21 protein-coding genes are annotated in these 17,613 nt (G+C 55.4%); 4 read left to right on the forward strand and 17 right to left on the reverse strand.

The window, feature by feature from the left end; all coding sequences use genetic code 11:
* Nucleotides 1-2 precede the first annotated feature (2 nt).
* The 3 genes from yfcD to yfcF are packed head-to-tail and all read right to left on the reverse strand — an operon-like array spanning nucleotide 3 to nucleotide 1,877.
* Complete coding sequence (gene yfcD / locus G6Q29_RS12755) at nucleotides 3-569, reverse strand: NUDIX hydrolase YfcD (protein WP_006811396.1); 567 nt, start codon at nucleotides 567-569, stop codon at nucleotides 3-5.
* 55 nt (nucleotides 570-624) lie between these two features.
* On the reverse strand, nucleotides 625-1,176 hold the full coding sequence (yfcE, locus tag G6Q29_RS12760; protein WP_165465879.1) for a phosphodiesterase: 552 nt from the start codon (nucleotides 1,174-1,176) through the stop codon (nucleotides 625-627).
* Between the two features lie 56 nt (nucleotides 1,177-1,232).
* Nucleotides 1,233-1,877: a glutathione transferase gene (yfcF, locus tag G6Q29_RS12765; protein ID WP_165465880.1), complete on the reverse strand. Its 645-nt coding sequence runs from the start codon at nucleotides 1,875-1,877 to the stop codon at nucleotides 1,233-1,235.
* 140 nt (nucleotides 1,878-2,017) lie between these two features.
* Here yfcF and yfcG point away from each other — a divergent pair, with 140 nt between their 5' ends.
* The 4 genes from yfcG to G6Q29_RS12785 all read left to right on the forward strand — a co-directional run bounded on the left by yfcG (nucleotide 2,018) and on the right by G6Q29_RS12785 (nucleotide 4,552).
* Nucleotides 2,018-2,647, forward strand: coding sequence for a GSH-dependent disulfide bond oxidoreductase (yfcG, locus tag G6Q29_RS12770; protein WP_165465881.1), 630 nt, complete (start codon nucleotides 2,018-2,020; stop codon nucleotides 2,645-2,647).
* A gap of 75 nt (nucleotides 2,648-2,722) precedes the next feature.
* Nucleotides 2,723-3,091: a dihydroneopterin triphosphate 2'-epimerase gene (gene folX, locus G6Q29_RS12775; protein WP_032673976.1), complete on the forward strand. Its 369-nt coding sequence runs from the start codon at nucleotides 2,723-2,725 to the stop codon at nucleotides 3,089-3,091.
* A 13-nt stretch (nucleotides 3,092-3,104) separates the two neighbouring features.
* The gene (locus G6Q29_RS12780; RefSeq protein WP_165465882.1) at nucleotides 3,105-3,998 is read left to right on the forward strand and encodes a TIGR01777 family oxidoreductase; all 894 of its coding nucleotides are present in this window, start codon (nucleotides 3,105-3,107) and stop codon (nucleotides 3,996-3,998) included.
* 44 nt (nucleotides 3,999-4,042) lie between these two features.
* Entirely contained in the window at nucleotides 4,043-4,552 is a 510-nt protein-coding gene (locus tag G6Q29_RS12785) for a GNAT family N-acetyltransferase (protein ID WP_165465883.1), read from the forward strand.
* 152 nt (nucleotides 4,553-4,704) lie between these two features.
* Here the strand turns inward: G6Q29_RS12785 and hisP are convergent, their stop codons facing one another.
* From hisP to G6Q29_RS12855, 14 genes are all read right to left on the reverse strand, one after another.
* Entirely contained in the window at nucleotides 4,705-5,478 is a 774-nt protein-coding gene (gene hisP, locus G6Q29_RS12790; protein WP_032673977.1) for a histidine ABC transporter ATP-binding protein HisP, read from the reverse strand.
* A 9-nt stretch (nucleotides 5,479-5,487) separates the two neighbouring features.
* Nucleotides 5,488-6,201 (reverse strand): ABC transporter permease, encoded by a 714-nt coding sequence (locus G6Q29_RS12795; RefSeq protein ID WP_003861424.1) that lies wholly within the window; start codon nucleotides 6,199-6,201, stop codon nucleotides 5,488-5,490.
* Nucleotides 6,198-6,884: a histidine ABC transporter permease HisQ gene (locus G6Q29_RS12800; protein ID WP_006811404.1), complete on the reverse strand. Its 687-nt coding sequence runs from the start codon at nucleotides 6,882-6,884 to the stop codon at nucleotides 6,198-6,200. Before G6Q29_RS12800 ends, G6Q29_RS12795 begins: the two co-directional genes overlap by 4 nt.
* Nucleotides 6,885-6,972: 88 nt before the next feature.
* Nucleotides 6,973-7,755 (reverse strand): histidine ABC transporter substrate-binding protein HisJ, encoded by a 783-nt coding sequence (hisJ, locus tag G6Q29_RS12805; RefSeq protein WP_165465885.1) that lies wholly within the window; start codon nucleotides 7,753-7,755, stop codon nucleotides 6,973-6,975.
* Between the two features lie 225 nt (nucleotides 7,756-7,980).
* Complete coding sequence (argT, locus tag G6Q29_RS12810; RefSeq protein WP_165465887.1) at nucleotides 7,981-8,763, reverse strand: lysine/arginine/ornithine ABC transporter substrate-binding protein ArgT; 783 nt, start codon at nucleotides 8,761-8,763, stop codon at nucleotides 7,981-7,983.
* Between the two features lie 290 nt (nucleotides 8,764-9,053).
* Complete coding sequence (locus G6Q29_RS12815) at nucleotides 9,054-9,623, reverse strand: UbiX family flavin prenyltransferase (RefSeq protein WP_015572254.1); 570 nt, start codon at nucleotides 9,621-9,623, stop codon at nucleotides 9,054-9,056.
* A gap of 89 nt (nucleotides 9,624-9,712) precedes the next feature.
* Complete coding sequence (purF, locus tag G6Q29_RS12820) at nucleotides 9,713-11,230, reverse strand: amidophosphoribosyltransferase (RefSeq protein ID WP_006811407.1); 1,518 nt, start codon at nucleotides 11,228-11,230, stop codon at nucleotides 9,713-9,715.
* Nucleotides 11,231-11,263: 33 nt separating this feature from the next.
* Nucleotides 11,264-11,752, reverse strand: a complete 489-nt coding sequence (gene cvpA, locus G6Q29_RS12825; RefSeq protein ID WP_000262116.1) for a colicin V production protein — start codon at nucleotides 11,750-11,752, stop codon at nucleotides 11,264-11,266.
* 240 nt (nucleotides 11,753-11,992) lie between these two features.
* Nucleotides 11,993-12,679 (reverse strand): cell division protein DedD, encoded by a 687-nt coding sequence (gene dedD / locus G6Q29_RS12830; protein WP_006811408.1) that lies wholly within the window; start codon nucleotides 12,677-12,679, stop codon nucleotides 11,993-11,995.
* Entirely contained in the window at nucleotides 12,669-13,937 is a 1,269-nt protein-coding gene (folC, locus tag G6Q29_RS12835; protein ID WP_165465888.1) for a bifunctional tetrahydrofolate synthase/dihydrofolate synthase, read from the reverse strand. Before folC ends, dedD begins: the two co-directional genes overlap by 11 nt.
* 70 nt (nucleotides 13,938-14,007) lie before the next feature.
* Entirely contained in the window at nucleotides 14,008-14,913 is a 906-nt protein-coding gene (accD, locus tag G6Q29_RS12840; RefSeq protein WP_003861408.1) for an acetyl-CoA carboxylase, carboxyltransferase subunit beta, read from the reverse strand.
* A 154-nt stretch (nucleotides 14,914-15,067) separates the two neighbouring features.
* The gene (locus tag G6Q29_RS12845) at nucleotides 15,068-15,727 is read right to left on the reverse strand and encodes a DedA family protein (RefSeq protein WP_165465889.1); all 660 of its coding nucleotides are present in this window, start codon (nucleotides 15,725-15,727) and stop codon (nucleotides 15,068-15,070) included.
* 28 nt (nucleotides 15,728-15,755) lie between these two features.
* Nucleotides 15,756-16,568 carry a tRNA pseudouridine(38-40) synthase TruA gene (gene truA / locus G6Q29_RS12850; RefSeq protein ID WP_165465891.1) on the reverse strand — a complete coding sequence of 271 codons (813 nt, stop codon included), beginning with the start codon at nucleotides 16,566-16,568 and terminating at the stop codon, nucleotides 15,756-15,758.
* Nucleotides 16,568-17,581, reverse strand: coding sequence for an aspartate-semialdehyde dehydrogenase (locus G6Q29_RS12855; protein WP_165465892.1), 1,014 nt, complete (start codon nucleotides 17,579-17,581; stop codon nucleotides 16,568-16,570). The genes truA and G6Q29_RS12855 overlap by 1 nt, the downstream gene beginning before the upstream one ends.
* Nucleotides 17,582-17,613 lie beyond the last annotated feature (32 nt).

The following is a 17,613-nucleotide window of genomic DNA, read 5'->3' on the forward strand; positions in this document are numbered from 1 at the left end:
GCTTACTCAGCTTCTTCCTCTTTTTCGGCTTTATTTTCCGGTTTAGCGGATTCGTTTTTGGCGTTGCGGGTCATCCACAGCGCCAGTGCTTTAAGGGAATCCGGCGTAAACTCGTCGCAACGCGCGGTGATCTCTTCCGGCGTCATCCAGCATACTTCGCTCACTTCCTCTTCCTGCAAGGCAAAAGGCCCGTGGGAAACGCAGCTAAACAGCCCGCCCCAGACACGACAATGTTCATCTTCGAAATAAAACTGCCCGTGCTCGGCAAACGGCACGCCAGCGATACCTAACTCTTCTTCCGCTTCACGGCGCGCGGAATCCAGCAATACTTCATCGGCCTGCACGACGCCACCCGCTGTGGCATCCAGCATACCAGGAAGAAAATCTTTGGTGTCGGTGCGACGCTGGACCAGAATCTTGCCCATACCGTCGTGAACAACGATGTACGTCGCGCGGTGACGCAGACGCTCCGCACGCATTTGTTCGCGGCTGGCCTGCGCGATCACTTCATTTTCTTCGCTGACAATGTCAACCCACTCAGTACTTGCCAAATGATTCTGCTCCACCATCGGGAAACCTTCTCGTCTAAGCGCTCTTTCGGCGCGTTTGCAGTTGTGGTGTAACTTACGGATTAATCGCTATCTTCGCAATAACTTGCTGATCATTAAGTGCGATAACGCTTAATGTCCCGTCTTCATACATGCCGTAGCTTGCCGGGTTGCCGCCTTTAGGAATGCTGACAGACCCGGGGTTAAAGTGATAAAACGCCCCGCGTTTTTCCGCCACCGGAATATGAGTATGGCCGTAAACCAGGACATCGCCAGCGGCGAGTGACGGCAGATTATCCGGGCCGAACAGGTGCCCGTGGGTCAGGAACAAACGGCTGTTTTCCATCAACACCTGTTGCCAGGGAGCGGTGATGGGAAAATGCAGTAGCATCTGGTCAACTTCGCTGTCGCAGTTGCCGCGAACGGCGATGAGGCGCGAGGCAAAATGATTTAGTTTTTCAGCCACCTGCGCGGGAGCATAGCCTTCCGGCAACGCATTACGTGGGCCGTGGTTTAACACATCGCCCAGGATCACCAGCCATTGCGCCCCGCTTTGGGCGAACAGAGAAAGCACGCGTTCGGTCGCGGGCAGCGATCCATGAATATCCGACGCAAACATCAGTTTCATCAGTTACTCCTCGGGAATACAGACTGCCCCTATCATACCTCAAGCGCCCCGTCTTATCAGCCCGCGTGCTTAGCAGAGAGTGCCAGATAGCGCTGTACCGACGCGTGTTGCCACTGGAATGTGGCGTACTCCACCAGCTGCTGTGGGACGGCATCACCATTGAGTATCAGGCGATTGAGCATCAACGCCAGATCGGTATCGGCAATACACCACTCGCCAAACAGGTTGGGATTACCCTGCGCCAGCAGCGATGATGCGGTATCAATCAACTTCCGGGCGCTGGATAAGCCTTCTTCGGTGAGGGCGGGCTTTTTGACGCCGGCGAAGACCACGTCCGTGGACCGTTCCACGCGAATCGGCACCAGATCGCTGCGCAGCCACGCCTGGATCTGGCGGGCGCGGGCGCGCTTTTGCAGATCGTGAGGATAGATGCGTTCCCACTCTGGTGGGGCAAAACGGTCCTCAAGGTATTCGTCAATCGCTGAGGATTCACTCAACTCAAAACCGTCTATCTCCAGCACAGGGACACGGCGGGTGAGCGTATATCCCTGCCACTGAGGGTTAAGATGTTCGCCGCTGTCCAGGTCAACGGTTTTAAGACTAAAGGCAAGCCCCTTTTCTGCCAGCGCCACATAAACGCTCATGACATAAGGAGAAAAGAAGTTCGCGTCGGACCACAACGTTATTACAGGCTGGCTCATAACATCCTCATCGGCTTATCGGTTTTCATTCAACATATAATCTCTTTACCTCGCTGTCACTTGATGAAAACTCACGATTTACAACAAACACCTATACTGACTTTTCATGGCAACACTATTCGCACTGACAGGAGTTGAGAATGATAGATCTCTATTATGCCCCCACCCCTAATGGCCATAAGATCACCCTCTTTCTCGAAGAAGCCGAACTGGACTACCGGATCATTCGCGTGGATATCAGTAAAGGCGACCAGTTTCGCCCCGTTTTTCTGGCCATATCGCCCAACAATAAAATTCCGGCCATCATTGATAACCAGCCTTCCGACGGCGGCAAACCGTTAAGCCTGTTTGAGTCTGGAGAGATTTTGCTCTATCTGGCAGAGAAAACCGGCAAGCTCCTGAGCGGGGAGTTGCGCGAGCGTCATCACACGCTGCAATGGTTATTCTGGCAGTCGAGCGGCCTCGGGCCGATGCTGGGGCAGAATCATCACTTTACCGCCTATGCGCCGCAGACGATCCCTTACGCTATTGAACGATATCAGGTCGAAACCCAGCGCCTTTACGGTGTACTGAACCGTCGGCTGGAGAAATCACCGTGGCTGGGAGGGGAGCATTACAGCATCGCAGATATTGCCTGCTGGCCGTGGGTCAACACCCATGAACGTCACCGGATCGATCTGGCCTCTTATCCGGCGGTGAACAACTGGTTTGAGCGCATCCGGACCCGCCCGGCCACCGAGCGCGCCATGCAAAAAATCCATCAGATTTGAGCCTGCGCCCCGTTGGGTAGAGGTGTTCTCCTCATGTATGATGAGGTGGAAATACTGACACGGAGAAGACCTGCAATGTCCCAGCATGACGCTGTAATTCGTATAAAAAATTTACGCTTACGCACATTCATTGGTATCAAAGAGGAGGAGATCGCTAATCGCCAGGATATCGTGGTGAATGTGGTGATCCACTACCCGGCAGACAAGGCGCGCGCCAGCGAGGACATCAATGACGCGCTGAACTATCGCACGATCACCAAAAGCATCATCCAGTACGTTGAAAACAACCGTTTTGCGCTACTGGAAAAATTAACTCAGGATGTGCTCGACATCGCACGCGAACATCACTGGGTCACTTATGCTGAAGTGGAGATCGATAAACTTCACGCCCTGCGTTACGCCGATTCCGTCTCTATGACGTTAAGCTGGCAGCGCCAGGCGTAAACCTGGAGGTTGTATGAAGATCCTGCTCACCGGCGGTACGGGCCTGATTGGCCGCCATCTCATTCCACGCTTGCAGGCGTTGCATCACGACATCACCGTGGTCACGCGCAGCCCGGAGAAAGCGCGCCAGGCGCTGGGCGCCGGCGTTGAGATCTGGAAAGGCCTGGCGGAAAAGCAGGATCTGGACGGCTTTGGCGCCGTCATCAACCTCGCAGGTGAACCAATCGCCGATAAACGCTGGACCGAAGAGCAAAAACAGCGTTTATGCAGCAGCCGCTGGAACATGACCGAAAGGCTGGTTGAGCTGATTCGCAACAGCGAGACGCCGCCCTCGGTGCTGATTTCCGGCTCTGCTACAGGCTACTATGGCGATCTCGGTGAAGTGGTGGTGACCGAAGAGGAGCCACCGCACAACGAGTTTACCCATAAACTCTGCGCCCAGTGGGAACGTATCGCCTGCGCGGCGCAGAGCGATAAAACACGCGTCTGCCTGCTGCGCACCGGCGTAGTGCTTGCCCCGAAGGGCGGTATTCTCGGTAAAATGCTGCCGCCGTTTAAAATGGGGCTTGGCGGACCCATCGGTAACGGACGACAGTATCTGGCGTGGATCCATATCGACGACATGGTCAACGGCATTCTCTGGCTGCTGGATAACGACCTGCGCGGGCCATTTAACATGGTGTCTCCGTATCCGGTACGTAATGAACAATTTGCTCACGCCCTTGGTCATGCCCTGCATCGTCCGGCAGTGCTGCGCGTACCTGCGACGGCGATTCGGCTGCTGATGGGTGAGTCTTCGGTGCTGGTGCTGGGCGGGCAGCGCGCGCTGCCAAAACGGCTGGAAGCGGCCGGATTTACGTTCCGCTGGTATGACTTAGAAGAGGCGCTGGGGGATGTGGTGCAGTGAATATGTTACAGTTATACGCCATCTCTGGATGATATGGCGTAACTATGGCAACCCTTTCCACAACCCGGCTTCACCTCACCCCTTTCGAACCTTCTGACTGGGCGTTCTTCCGCTCCTTGCGCGAAAACCCCGCCATCATGCGCTACATGGCCGCTATTACGCCGGAAAAAGAGACGCGTCGCGTATTTGCCGCACGCCTGATGGCGGAGCATGTCTTTGTTATCCGTCTGCACAACGACGTTACGCCGCTCGGGGATATTGGCCTGCAAATCAGTGCAGCGAACCGTGAAGAGGCGGATATCGGCTACACGGTTGTGCCTGCCGCGCAGGGAAAAGGCATTGCCAGCGAGGCGCTGCGCGCAGTGTGTGAGTATGCGTTCAACCAGACGGGCGTGAAGGCGATTAACGCGTACGTGCTGGCGGATAACGGCGGGTCGGTGCGGGTCCTGGAGAAAGCCGGTTTTGTACGTACGCAGGTGCTGGAGAAGGCCTACGCGATTAACGGCGTGCAGTATGACGACTGGGTGTATCGGCTGGAGTGTAATGCGGTCTGAAGCCCTCACCCCGACCCTCTCCCACAGGGAGAGGGAGAAACCCCAGCCAGCAGGCCCGGTCATACAGTAGCGCCACCGGGCAATTGGGCGACTCTGCGGCCTGATGCCCTCACCTCGGCCCTCTCCCACAGGGAAAGGGAGAAAGGCCAAACCTACTTCAACGAGCCTTTCAGGAACTGCTGTAAACGCGGGCTTTGCGGGTTCGCCAGCACCTCGTCCGGATGCCCCTGCTCCTCAATCTTGCCCTGATGCAGAAAAATAACGTGGTTAGAGACGTTACGGGCAAAGCCCATCTCGTGCGTTACCACCACCATCGTTTTGCCCTCTTCCGCCAGCTTCTGCATGATGCGCAGCACTTCGCCAACGAGTTCAGGATCCAACGCGGAAGTCGGTTCATCAAACAGCAATACTTCCGGCTCCATCGCCAGCGCGCGGGCGATGGAAACGCGCTGCTGCTGACCGCCTGACAGGTGCACCGGATATTTGATCTGCTGACGCTCGTCGATACCCACTTTCGCCAGATATTTCACCGCACGCTCGCGCGCTTCCTGCTTGCTTAAGCCGAGCACCTGAATCGGCGCTTCCATCACGTTCTCCAGCACCGTCATGTGGCTCCAGAGGTTGAAGTGCTGGAACACCATCGTCAGGCGTGTACGCAGCAGGCGCAGCTGGTTTTTATCCGCCACCTTAAGCTGGCCGTCTTTATCACGGACCATGTTAATGTTCTGTCCGCTCACCACAATCGACCCTTCGCTCGGCTTTTCGAGGAAGTTGATGCAGCGCAGGAAGGTACTTTTACCCGAACCTGATGAGCCGATAATACTGATCACGTCGCCCGCGTTAGCCTCCAGCGACACCCCTTTCAGCACTTCATGTTCGCCGTAGCGCTTGTGCAAATCAATTACGTTTAATTTGTTCTCAGCCATCATAAATTCTCAGTGCGTCGACGGTTTTATATGCTGCAACCAGCGTTTTTCAGCCTTACGGAACAGGCTGATCAGGACGTAAGAAATGATCAAATAGAGCACTGCCGCAATGCCAAACGCCGTAAACGGCTGGTAGGTGGCAGAGTTAATATCGCGGGCAATCTTTAACAGATCAGGTACCGTGGCGGTAAACGCCAGTGCCGTCGAATGCAGCATTAAAATCACTTCGTTGCTGTAGGCCGGCAGCGCAATACGCAGCGCCGAAGGCAGAATAATACAGCGGTAGAGCTTCACGGACGAGAAGCCGTACGCGCGCGCCGCCTCGATCTCACCGTGCGGCACAGAACGGATGGCCCCGGCGAAGATCTCAGTGGTGTAGGCGCAGGTATTGAGGGTCAGCGCCAGCACCGTACAGTTCAGACCGCTGCGGAAGAACGCGTTCAGCATCTCGGTGCCTTTCACGATCTCCAGCGTGTACATCCCGGAATAGAACACCAGCAGCTGCACGTACAGCGGCGTACCGCGAAACACGTAGGTGAACAGCCAGATAGGGAACTGGATAAATTTATTGTTCGACACGCGGCCAATGGCGAGAAACACCGCCAGAATGCCGCCCATTACCACCGAGGAGATCAGCAGCCACAGCGTGATGGCGACGCCGGTGAAGCGGTAGCCATCTGTCCACAGCAGGGATTTCCAGTACTCCTGAATAATCTCAATCACAGGTCAGCCCTCTTCACACCCACGGAGTAGCGACGTTCGAGCAGAAGCAGCACACCATTGGAGACGGTCGTAAAGACCAGATAGATCACACCGCAGACCACCGCAAAATAGAACGGCTCCCAGGTGCTTTTACCTGCCAGCTGGGTGGCCTTCACCACATCTTCCAGACCCAGCAGGGAGACCAGCGCCGTTGCCTTGAGAATAACCTGCCAGTTATTACCGATACCCGGCAGCGCATAGCGCATCATGGCCGGAAACATGATCCGGCGAAACGTTTGTGAAGAGGTAAAACCGTAGGCAGTCGCCGCTTCAATGTGCCCCTTCGGCACGGCCATGTAAGCGCCGCGGAAGGTCTCTGTAAAATAGGCGCCGTAGATAAAACCAAGGGTAATAATACCAGCCACCATGGGGTCGATATCGATCTGATCCATGCCGATGGCATCCGTCACGCCGTTAAGTGCGATTTGCAGACCGTAAAAGATCAGCAGCATCAGCACGAGGTCAGGTACGCCGCGTATCAGCGTGGTATAGCCTTCAAATATCAGCGCCAGCGGTCTGTTGGCGGATAATTTTGCCCCCGCGCCCGCCAGGCCTATCAGCACCGCCAGTACCACGGAGCTGATAGCCAGCTCAAGGGTGACTAGCGCGCCCTGTAAAATAACGCCAGAAAATCCGTACAGCATACCGCGTGCCCTGTCGTCTCGTGAGTGGTGGAACCGTGTCTTTTCCCCTCCCGTAGCGGGAGGGGCCGCACGTTATCAGACGGGGCGATTAGCCGCCGTAAACATTAAAATCGAAGTACTTTTTCGCCAGCGTATCGTAGGTGCCGTCCGCACGCATTTCGGCGAACGCTTTGTTCAGAGCCTCACGCAGTTCGTTGTCTTCTTTACGCAGACCCATACCGGTGCCGACGCCAAAGAGTTTTTCATCCTTTATGGACGGACCACCGAATTTGTAATCTTTACCCACAGGCTGTTTCAGAAAGCCTTCGCTTGCCGCCACTTCATCCTGGAATGCCGCGTCAATACGGCCTGCCGTCAGGTCTGCGTAGATATTTTCCTGGCCTTGATAAGAGACAATTTCAATCCCTTTAGGTGCCCAGTGCTCGTTGCCGTAGGTTTCCTGCGTCGTACCCTGCAACACGCCCACGCGTTTGCCTTTCAGAGATTCAAGGGTTGGCTGAATGTCAGAGGATTTCGCCACCACCAGACGTGAGTCCGCCGCGTAGAGTTTGTCCGTGAAGGCTATCTCCTGCTGACGTTTTTCTGTGATGGACAGGGAGGACATGATCACGTCAATTTTTTTCGCTTTCAGGGACGGGATCAGCGCATCCAGCGGGTTTTCAACGTAGGTACATTGCGCTTTAATGCGTTTGCACAGCTCGTTAGCCAGATCGATGTCAAAACCGACCAGCTCCCCCTTCGCATTCTTCGATTCGAAAGGTGCATAGGTTGGGTCAGTTCCAATACGAATTTTCTGCGGAATTGCTGCGAATGCCGCGGTGGCGCTGGAAAAAGCCAGTACCAGAGAAAGTGACAACACCAGTTTTTTCATATCTGTCCTCAACAAACTGTCTTAATACGAGATTTTTACGACGACGGGGTGTCGTTAATGTGCCATTAATCCCCTCATTCAGGCAAAGATTAATGCCTCTGAACGGGAATTTTTGCATTATAAATGCTTAACTATGCACACAGCGGTCCAGCATGGTGCATGCGTTGCACCATACCGGAACATAACCCCGTGACACGCACCAAATTAGTGCATGTCATTCAGCCATTAATCACCGTAGACGTTGAAATCGAAGTATTTCTTCGCCAGTTTGTCGTAGGTACCGTCTTTACGCAGCTCATTAAACGCTTTGTCGAAGGCAGCTTTGAGCTCGGTATCATCCTTACGCAGGCCAATACCGGTGCCGTCGCCAAAGTACTTTTTGTCTTTTACCGACGGTCCGGCAAAGACGTACTCTTTACCCGCAGGCTGCTTCAGGAAGCCTTCGCTCGCGGCAACCTCATCCTGGAACGCAGCATCCAGGCGGCCAGCCGCCAGGTCAGAATAGATCAAATCCTGATTCTGATAGGCGACCACATCGACGCCCTTCTCGCGCCAGTTGGCATTGGCGAAACCTTCCTGGGTCGAGCCCTGAAGCACGCCAACATGTTTGCCTTTCAGCGAGTCGATGGTCGGCTGGATTGGCGAGCCTTTCGCGGCAATCAGACGTGAGTCGGCAGCGTAGAGCTTCTCAGAGAAGGCGATCTCCTGCTGACGTTTTTCCGTGATGGAGAGAGAAGAGATAATGGCATCAATTTTCTTGGCTTTCAGCGACGGGATCAGCGCGTCAAAGTCGCTGCCCACCCATGTGCATTTCACTTCCATGCGTTTGCACATCTCATTTCCCAGATCGATATCAAATCCCACGAAATCACCTTTCGCATCCTTGGATGAGAATGGCGCGTAGGTTGCGTCTGTACCGATACGAACTGTCTGTGGAAGCGCTGCATAGCTGCCTGCTGCTGCACTCAAGCCCACGAGCAAAGACAGAGCCAGAACCGTCTTCTTCATACATTTACCCTCAAGAACCGTGATTTTATTATGGTTTATGTTGTGTGTTGTGTTGCAGGCTGCTCTTGCAGGTCTTATGCCACATTGTCGTCGGGTTAAAACTACGACGTTAAATATGTTAATAAAACGTTGCGATACTGCCTTAATGGTGAAAGATAGCAGGTCTGCCGAACGAACCGGAAAGAGAAAAAGGGAAAAAGCGAATTAAATGTCGAGGATATGATCGCGGTTGCAGTTTTGCCCTGAAACAGGGCAAATTGTCTTTTCATGCACTTTGTGTGTGCACAGCTTCACGCCCCCTGCCAGCGGGTAAAGAGATCTTCCGGCAGGTCGATATCGAACTGATCCAGTACGCGGTTAACGGTCTGGTTGATGACATCGTCCAGCGTTTGCGGACGATGATAGAACGCGGGGACCGGCGGCATAATCACGGCCCCCAGTTCGGCTGCCTGCGTCATTAAACGCAGATGTCCCAGGTGGAGCGGCGTTTCCCGCACGCAAAGTACCAGCGGCCGACGCTCTTTGAGCACCACATCCGCCGCGCGCGTCACCAGCGTGTCGGTATAGCTGTTCACAATGCCGGAGAGCGTTTTAATGGAACAGGGCAGGATAACCATACCGGCCGTTTTGAACGAGCCTGAGGAGATGCTGGCGGCAATATCGCGGGCATCGTGGACAACGTCAGCCAGGGCCTGCACGTCGCGCAGAGAGAGATCGGTTTCAAGAGAGAGGGTCTGACGCGCCGCCTGGCTCATCACCAGATGGGTTTCTACGCCTGCAACGTCACGCAGCACCTGTAACAGCCGGACGCCATAAATCGCGCCGCTGGCACCGCTGATCCCTACAATGAGTCGTTTCATGATTTTCGCCCTTGCTGATTTCAGGGCAGACTGTGCAGCATTTTACGGGGAGTTGCAAGTGAGGGCGAGCGCCCTCACCTGCATACGCATCAACCTTCGTTGTGCATCTCTAAGCTTTCGAGATCGTTTTGCAGCTGAACGGCTTTCGCATCGTCGTTACGCAGCGAATCCAGATAGTCGAGATACTGTTGGTCAACGTCTTTCGTCACGTAGATCCCATTGAATACCGAGCATTCGAACTGCTGAATATCCGGGTTCTCGGCGCGCACCGCGTCGATCAGATCGTTCAGATCCTGGAAAATCAGGCCGTCGGCCCCGATGATCTGGCGAATTTCATCCACTTCACGACCGTGAGCAATCAGCTCGTTAGCGGTTGGCATATCAATGCCATACACGTTCGGGAAGCGAATTTCCGGCGCTGCGGAGGCGAGATACACTTTCTTCGCCCCGGCCTCACGCGCCATCTCGATGATCTGCTCAGACGTCGTGCCGCGCACGATGGAGTCGTCCACCAGCAGCACGTTCTTGTCGCGGAACTCGGCACGGTTAGCGTTCAGCTTACGACGTACGGACTTACGACGCAGCTGCTGGCCCGGCATGATAAAGGTACGGCCCACGTAGCGGTTTTTCACGAAGCCCTGACGGTACGGCTTGTCCAGAATACGCGCAATCTCCAGCGCGATATCACAGGAAGTTTCAGGGATTGGGATCACCACGTCGATGTCGAGATCGTCCCACTCGCGGGCAATCTTCTCGCCCAGCTTCGTGCCCATATTCACACGCGCACTATAGACGGAAATCTTGTCGATGAACGAATCCGGACGCGCGAAGTAAACGTATTCGAACAGGCACGGGTTGCTCACCGGGTTGTCGGCACACTGACGGGTAAACAGCTGCCCCTTCTCAGTGATGTAGACCGCTTCGCCTGGCGCGACATCACGCAGGAATTCGAAGCCCAGTGTGTCCAGCGCCACGCTTTCGGAGGCAACCATGTACTCGGAACGGCCATCGCCGAGGTCACGTTTGCCGAGCACCAGCGGGCGAATGCCGTTTGGATCGCGGAAGGCCACCATGCCGTGACCGATGATCATCGCAACGCAAGCATACGCGCCACGGATCAGACGGTTTGTCGCGGCAACGGCGGCAAAAATGTTGTCTGCTTCCAGCGGATAATGGCGGAAGTTATCCAGTTCGCTGGCAAAGATATTGAGCAGGATTTCAGAATCAGAGGTGGTGTTAATGTGGCGACGTTTCTCTTCAAACAGCTTTTTACGCAGTTCGTGAGCATTGGTCAGATTGCCATTGTGGGCAAGCGTGATGCCATACGGAGAGTTAACGTAAAAAGGCTGAGCCTCAGAGGCGCTGGAACTGCCAGCAGTAGGATAACGAACGTGACCGATCCCCATATTACCTTGCAGACGCTGCATATGGCGGGCTTCAAACACATCGTTTACCAGGCCATTCGCCTTACGTAAACGGAAGCAGTTGTTTGCATCTATGGTGATGATACCCGCAGCATCCTGCCCACGGTGCTGAAGCACCGTTAACGCGTCATAAATCGACTGGTTTACCGGCATGAAACCGGCGATACCGACAATACCGCACATTCGTCTTTTCCTCGTTAAGCCACATCTCAGGGTTTATGCCCTGGGCAAGAAACTCGACGAGCTTTGCAGATAGTCAAAGAACCATCTGATGATGAAGCTGAACTCCGGAATGAGCTGCGATTTTTGCCAGTCTTCACTTTTGGAAAACCCGGTAAAGGTATCCAGGAAAAACAGGATCGCGGCCACAATGAGCACGCCTCGCAACGCGCCGAAACAGATGCCGAGCACCCTGTCCGTTCCTGACAGACCGGTTTTCTCGACCAGCTGGCCTATCACGTAATTGACGATAGCGCCGACAATCAGCGTCGCGATAAACAGCACCGCGATAGCGATTCCGTTTCGGACCAGTTCATCTTCAAAGCCCGTGAACCAGACAGACAGGTAAGTGTAGTAATGACTGGCAACAAAGAAAGCACAACCCCAGGTTACCAGCGATAACGCTTCACGAACAAAGCCACGGATCAGGCTAACCAGACAGGAAAAACCAATCACCGCAATGATGGCGTAATCAATCCAGACCATATATGTCCCACGATTTAACGCCCCGTCATCCAGTTCGGGGCGAATTCTAACAGAAAAAGAAAACGTTTGCGTAGGGATTTCCTTCCCGCGCGTAAATAAAAAAGGCGCTGAAAAAATAATCAACGCCACGGTCCTTTTGACATCTCTGTGGACGTCTGCTCCCCCTCTCCCTCAAGGAAGAGGGAGCAAACCATCCCCTCGCCCCTACGGGGAGAGGGTTAGGGTAAGGGGAAGATTTTATCAGTTCGCGCTGTAGTTCATCACCACACCGCTCAGGCCGGAGATTTGCTTCAGCTCGCCAAGCGAACCTTTGAGCTTATCCTTCGACGCATCCGGCCCCACCAGAATACGGGTGATTTTACCCTGCACCGGTGTGGTCGGTGAAGTATAAACACGGTATCCCGCGCCGCGCAGTTTACTCACGATCTCATTGACCTTATCAGCGTTTTTCAGCGCACCGAGCTGAACAACGTAGGCTTTACCGGTCGGTGCCGCATCCTGTTTTGCCGGCGGTGGCGTTTCTGAGGCGGCTGCCAGTTGCTCGGCCGCTTTATCCCGCTGCGGTTTCGGCTGCGGCTTCTCCACCGGTTTCGGTTTTTCAACCGGCTTAGGCTGTTCTACCGGCACCGGATCAATTTCGATGTTATTGTTCGTCGCCAGGCGCGAAGGATCAAGCGACGGTGCGGCTGCATCACCCGCGCGCACCTCTTCCGCTGCGCCTTCCGGCGGCTGGGCAGGCAGTGCCTGCGTTGCCGCTGGCAGCATGTCAGGCTCCTCGCGATCGCCCGGCTTTGGCACCAGCGGTATGGCCGCAAATTCATCCTGGTAATGCTTTTTTTGCCCGTCGAGCAGTCCCGGGAGAATAATCACCCCGAGCGCGACCAGCACAATGGTTCCTGTTAAACGGTTCTGAAACTTACTCGCCACCGGTTCTCCCCGCGTCCATCACTTCCATGACATGTGCCACCGTGTGGAATGACCCACACACCAGCACGGTATCTTCTGGTTTAGCCTCCGCCATCGCGGCACGCCAGGCCGAAACCACACTGCTGTAGATTTCGCCTTTGCCGAGATGTTCCATCAACTGCTCAGCAGTCGCGCCGCGCGGCCCTTCCAGAGGAGCACAATACCAGCTATCGACCACACTCTCCATGCAGGCCAGCGTACCGCCGATATCTTTATCATGAAGCATACCGATAACCGCCAGCACGCGCCCGGTTTTTGGTAACGATTTGAGACGTCCTGCGAGGTACGCCGCCGCGTGCGGGTTATGCGCCACGTCCAGAATCAGACGCGGAGACTCGCTGACAATCTGGAAACGTCCCGGCAGCAGCGCATTCTGAATGCCATCGCGGATCGCCTGCTCGTTTACCGCTAATCCGCTGGCGCGCAATGCCGCCAGCGCGGTTGCCGCGTTCGGCTGAGGCACCTGCGGCAGCGGCAGGTTATCCAGCGCGCCCTGCGCATCGGTAAAGCGCCAGCCGTTGTCCTGTACCTCATACTGCCAGTCTACGCCGCGACGCAGCAGACGAGCGCCCTTCTCTTTCGCCACGTCAGCAATGGTGTGAGGCATGTCCGGCTCCCCCACCACGGCAGGCTTATTCGCGCGAAAAATACCGGCCTTCTCACGGCCAATGCTTTCACGGTCCGGGCCCAGCCAGTCGGTGTGATCCAGCGCGATGCTGGTGACGACGGCGACATCCGCATCCACCATATTGGTGGCATCCAGGCGCCCGCCCAGCCCCACTTCCAGGATCACCACGTCCAGCTGCGCCTGTTTGAACAGCCACAGCGCCGACAGAGTGCCGTATTCGAAATAGGTTAATGAGGTTTCCCCGCGCGCCGCTTCAATAGCCGCAAACGACGCCGTATGGGCCGATTCCGCCAGCTCGGTATTCTGCACCCGCACGCGCTCGGTATAGCGCACCAGATGCGGCGAGCTGTAAACGCCTACCTTGTACCCCGCCGCCATCAAAACAGATTCCAGTGAACGGCAGGTGGTGCCTTTACCGTTAGTGCCGGCGACGGTAAACACGAAAGGCGCGGGTTTCAGCACGTCAAGACGCGCGGCAACCTGGCTTACGCGCTCAAGGCCCATGTCGATAGTTTTACTGTGCAGATTTTCCAGATAAGAAAGCCACGCGGCCAGGGGCGACGTGGCTTGAGGAATGCTTTTATTTTCCATGATGCCCGGTTGTCATTAACGGTTTAGAAAGCAAAAGGGCAGCGCCATCTGGCCCTGCCCTTTTCAGTTATCAGGCCTCGGGTTCCTGATCCGGTACCACCACGCCTTCGCGCGGCTCGTCCGGGTTCGGCGCTGGAAGATTCATCAGCTTCGCCAGAATGCTGGCCAGTTTGAGGCGCATTTCAGGGCGGCGGACGATCATATCGATGGCGCCTTTCTCAATGAGGAACTCACTGCGCTGGAAGCCCGGCGGCAGTTTTTCACGCACGGTCTGCTCGATAACGCGAGGGCCGGCAAAGCCGATCAGCGCTTTTGGCTCGGCGATGTTCAGGTCGCCCAGCATCGCGAAGCTCGCAGAGACGCCACCCATGGTTGGGTCGGTCAGTACCGAAATGTACGGCAGACCGCGCTCCTGCATTTTCGCCAGCGCCGCAGAGGTTTTCGCCATCTGCATCAGGGACATCAGCGCTTCCTGCATACGTGCGCCACCGGAGGCGGAGAAGCAGATTAGCGGGCAGTTGTCTTCCAGCGCCTGCTCAACGGCACGCACGAACCGCGCACCTACCACAGAGCCCATTGAGCCGCCCATAAAGGAGAACTCAAACGCGGCGGCAACCACCGGCATCTCGTGCAGAGTGCCTTTCATGACGATCAGCGCGTCTTTCTCGCCGGTCTCTTTCTGTGCAGAGGCCAGACGATCTTTGTATTTTTTGGAGTCGCGGAACTTGAGCACATCTTTTGGCTCCAGTTCGCTGCCCAGTTCTACCAGAGAACCTTCGTCCAGCAGGCTATGCAGGCGGTTGCGCGCCGACATACGCATATGGTGGTCACACTTCGGACACACCTCAAGATTGCGTTCCAGCTCTGCGCGATACAGAACCTGGCCGCAGCTATCACACTTCGTCCATACCCCTTCAGGAATGCTCGCTTTACGCGTCGGGGTAATGTTGCTTTTAATTCGTTCAATCCAGCTCATTGATAACCTTTCTGCCTGAACCTGGTCGTATGCCAGTTTTGCTGTAAGAGGCGAATAATGCCATTTTTGCCTCCAACAGACCATGAATGTTGCACATTAAAACATAACAGCCCGAAACTTTGGATAAAAAAGTGGTCGAACCGCCAGCGTGCACTTACTTCGCTTGTTTAGCCGCCGCGCGTTTGTGACGAATAATTTCGATTACCCCCGGCAGAACGGAAAGTACAATAATCGCTACAATCAGTAACTTAAGATTTTCCTGAACCACCGGCAGATCGCCAAACAGGTAGCCTGCATAGGTAAACAGCAGCACCCATAGCAGCGCGCCCACCACGTTGTACATGGCAAAATGACGATAGGACATGTGACCCATTCCCGCCACAAACGGTGCAAATGTACGCACAATAGGCACAAAACGGGCAAGGATAATGGTCTTACCGCCATGGCGCTCATAAAACGCATGGGTCTTATCTAAATAACTGCGACGGAAAATTTTCGAATCGGGATTACTGAACAACCGCTCGCCAAATACCCGCCCGATGGTGTAGTTGACCGCATCACCAATAATTGCGGCGATGATCATCAGGACGACCATCAGATGGACATTCAGATCATTCGTTGGCAATGCGGATAACGCGCCCGCCACAAACAGCAGCGAATCGCCTGGCAGGAACGGGGTCACCACCAGACCGGTTTCACAGAACAGGATCATGAACAGAATAGCGTAGACCCAGACGCCGTACTGCGCGACCAGCTCCGCCAGGTGAACATCAATATGCAGGATGAAATCAATCAGAAAACGTATTACGTCCATATTGTCTAAGCCCTAATTGCACCTTTGTTTAGTCCGCTAAAAACAGCGGGCCCATTGGCGGTTTTGGCAGGTCGAACCGGTCCGGATAATCCACCGAAACCAGATACAGCCCTTCCGCTTTCGCCGTTGCTGCCGCAAGCGTTCTGTCCTTCGCTGCCAGCAGTTCTGCAATCCAGCTCTCCGGCTGGTGTCCGGCGCCCACTTCCATCAGGCTGCCCACGATATTCCGCACCATATGATGTACAAAGGCATTGGCTTTGATATCCACCACCACATACGCGCCATAACGACTGACGTTAATGTGCATGACGTTACGCCACGGCGTACGGGACTGACACTGCACCGCACGAAACGACGTAAAATCATTCTCTCCAATCAAACACTGCGCCGCGCGATGCATACGTTCTGCGTCCAGCGGTTCATAAAAATGCGTCACGCCCTGGCCCAATACCGCCGGACGCAGACGCTGGTTGTAGATGACATAACGGTAGCGCCGCGCCGTCGCGCTGAAGCGCGCGTGAAAATCATCCGGCACAGCTTTCACCCAACGCACGGCAATGTCACCAGGCAAATTCGCATTTACACCCAGGGTCCAGGCCGCGTCTTTGCGCACGGCGGTGGTTTCAAAATGCACCACCTGCCCCGTGCCGTGAACGCCGGCATCGGTGCGGCCCGCACAGAAGACGCTTATTGGTTCATTCGCCACCTGAGAGAGCGCTTTCTCCAGCTTCTCCTGGACGCTGCGCACCTCATTCTGACGCTGCCAGCCATAATATTTACTGCCATCGTACTCTATGCCGAGGGCAATTTTATGGACCGGCTTTTGTTCCACATCTGACATCAGTACAGATACTCCTGCACCAGTTTTTCCGCGATTTTAACCGCCATTAGCGCGCCGCCAAAACGCACGTTGTCGGCAACGGACCAGAACTGCACCTGCTCCGGCATACCGTAATCGTTACGCACGCAGCCCACAGAGAGATGCGCGCTGCCGGTAGCATCGCCCACCTGGGTCGGGAATTCGCTCTCTTCGGAAAGAACAATGTCCTCACCGCGGCCAAACGCGTCGCGGGCTTCTTCAGCCGCCAGCGGACGCAGGGCTTCAAACCCGACCATCTGCGCATGGCCGTAAAAGACCGGAGACTGCACGACATTCGCGGAGATCATCAGCCCGTCATCCTGCAAAATTTTGCGCGCTTCATCGACGATACGACGCTCTTCCCGCACCGAACCTTCACGATCCGGCAGAAGCGGCAGCATGTTGAACGCCAGCTGGCGACCAAAGAAATCATCTTCGTCGATAGGGATACCGTTCAGCAGCTTCGCGCTCTGCCCTGCCAGTGCGTCTACGGCTTTTTTGCCGTTAGCGGAAGCTGACAGCAGGCTGGTCACGGAAATACGCGACAGACCACCGTCGTCGATCAGCGGCTTCAGCGCGGTCAGCAGCTGGCTGGTGAGGCTGTTCGGCACGGCAATGATATTGCGGTTGCGGTAGTCAGCCAGCACAAACGGGTTGACGTCCGGCACCACCAGCGGCACATCCGGCTCCAGGGAGAACAGGCCGCTCAGGTCGATCACCAGACAGCCTGAACTGGTCGCTTCTTCAATGTAGGACGCCGTGGCTTCCGCACCTGCGACAAAAAACGCCAGCTGAGCCTGCGTCCAGTCAAACGCGGCGGCATCCTGCACCATCACGGATTTCCCGCCGAAACGCAGATGTTCTCCCGCGCTGTCGGTACGCGCCAGCGCGTAAATCTCACCCACCGGGAACTGACGCTCAGCAAGGGTTTCAAGCAGGGCTTCGCCCACGGCGCCAGTGGCACCCAAAATGGCAATGTTCCAGCCTTCAGACATGGTGGTTTACTCCAGAAAGAAATAAGCGTCCC

The organism is Enterobacter cloacae (genome assembly GCF_011078175.1).
Lineage (GTDB): Bacteria > Pseudomonadota > Gammaproteobacteria > Enterobacterales > Enterobacteriaceae > Enterobacter > Enterobacter cloacae_Q.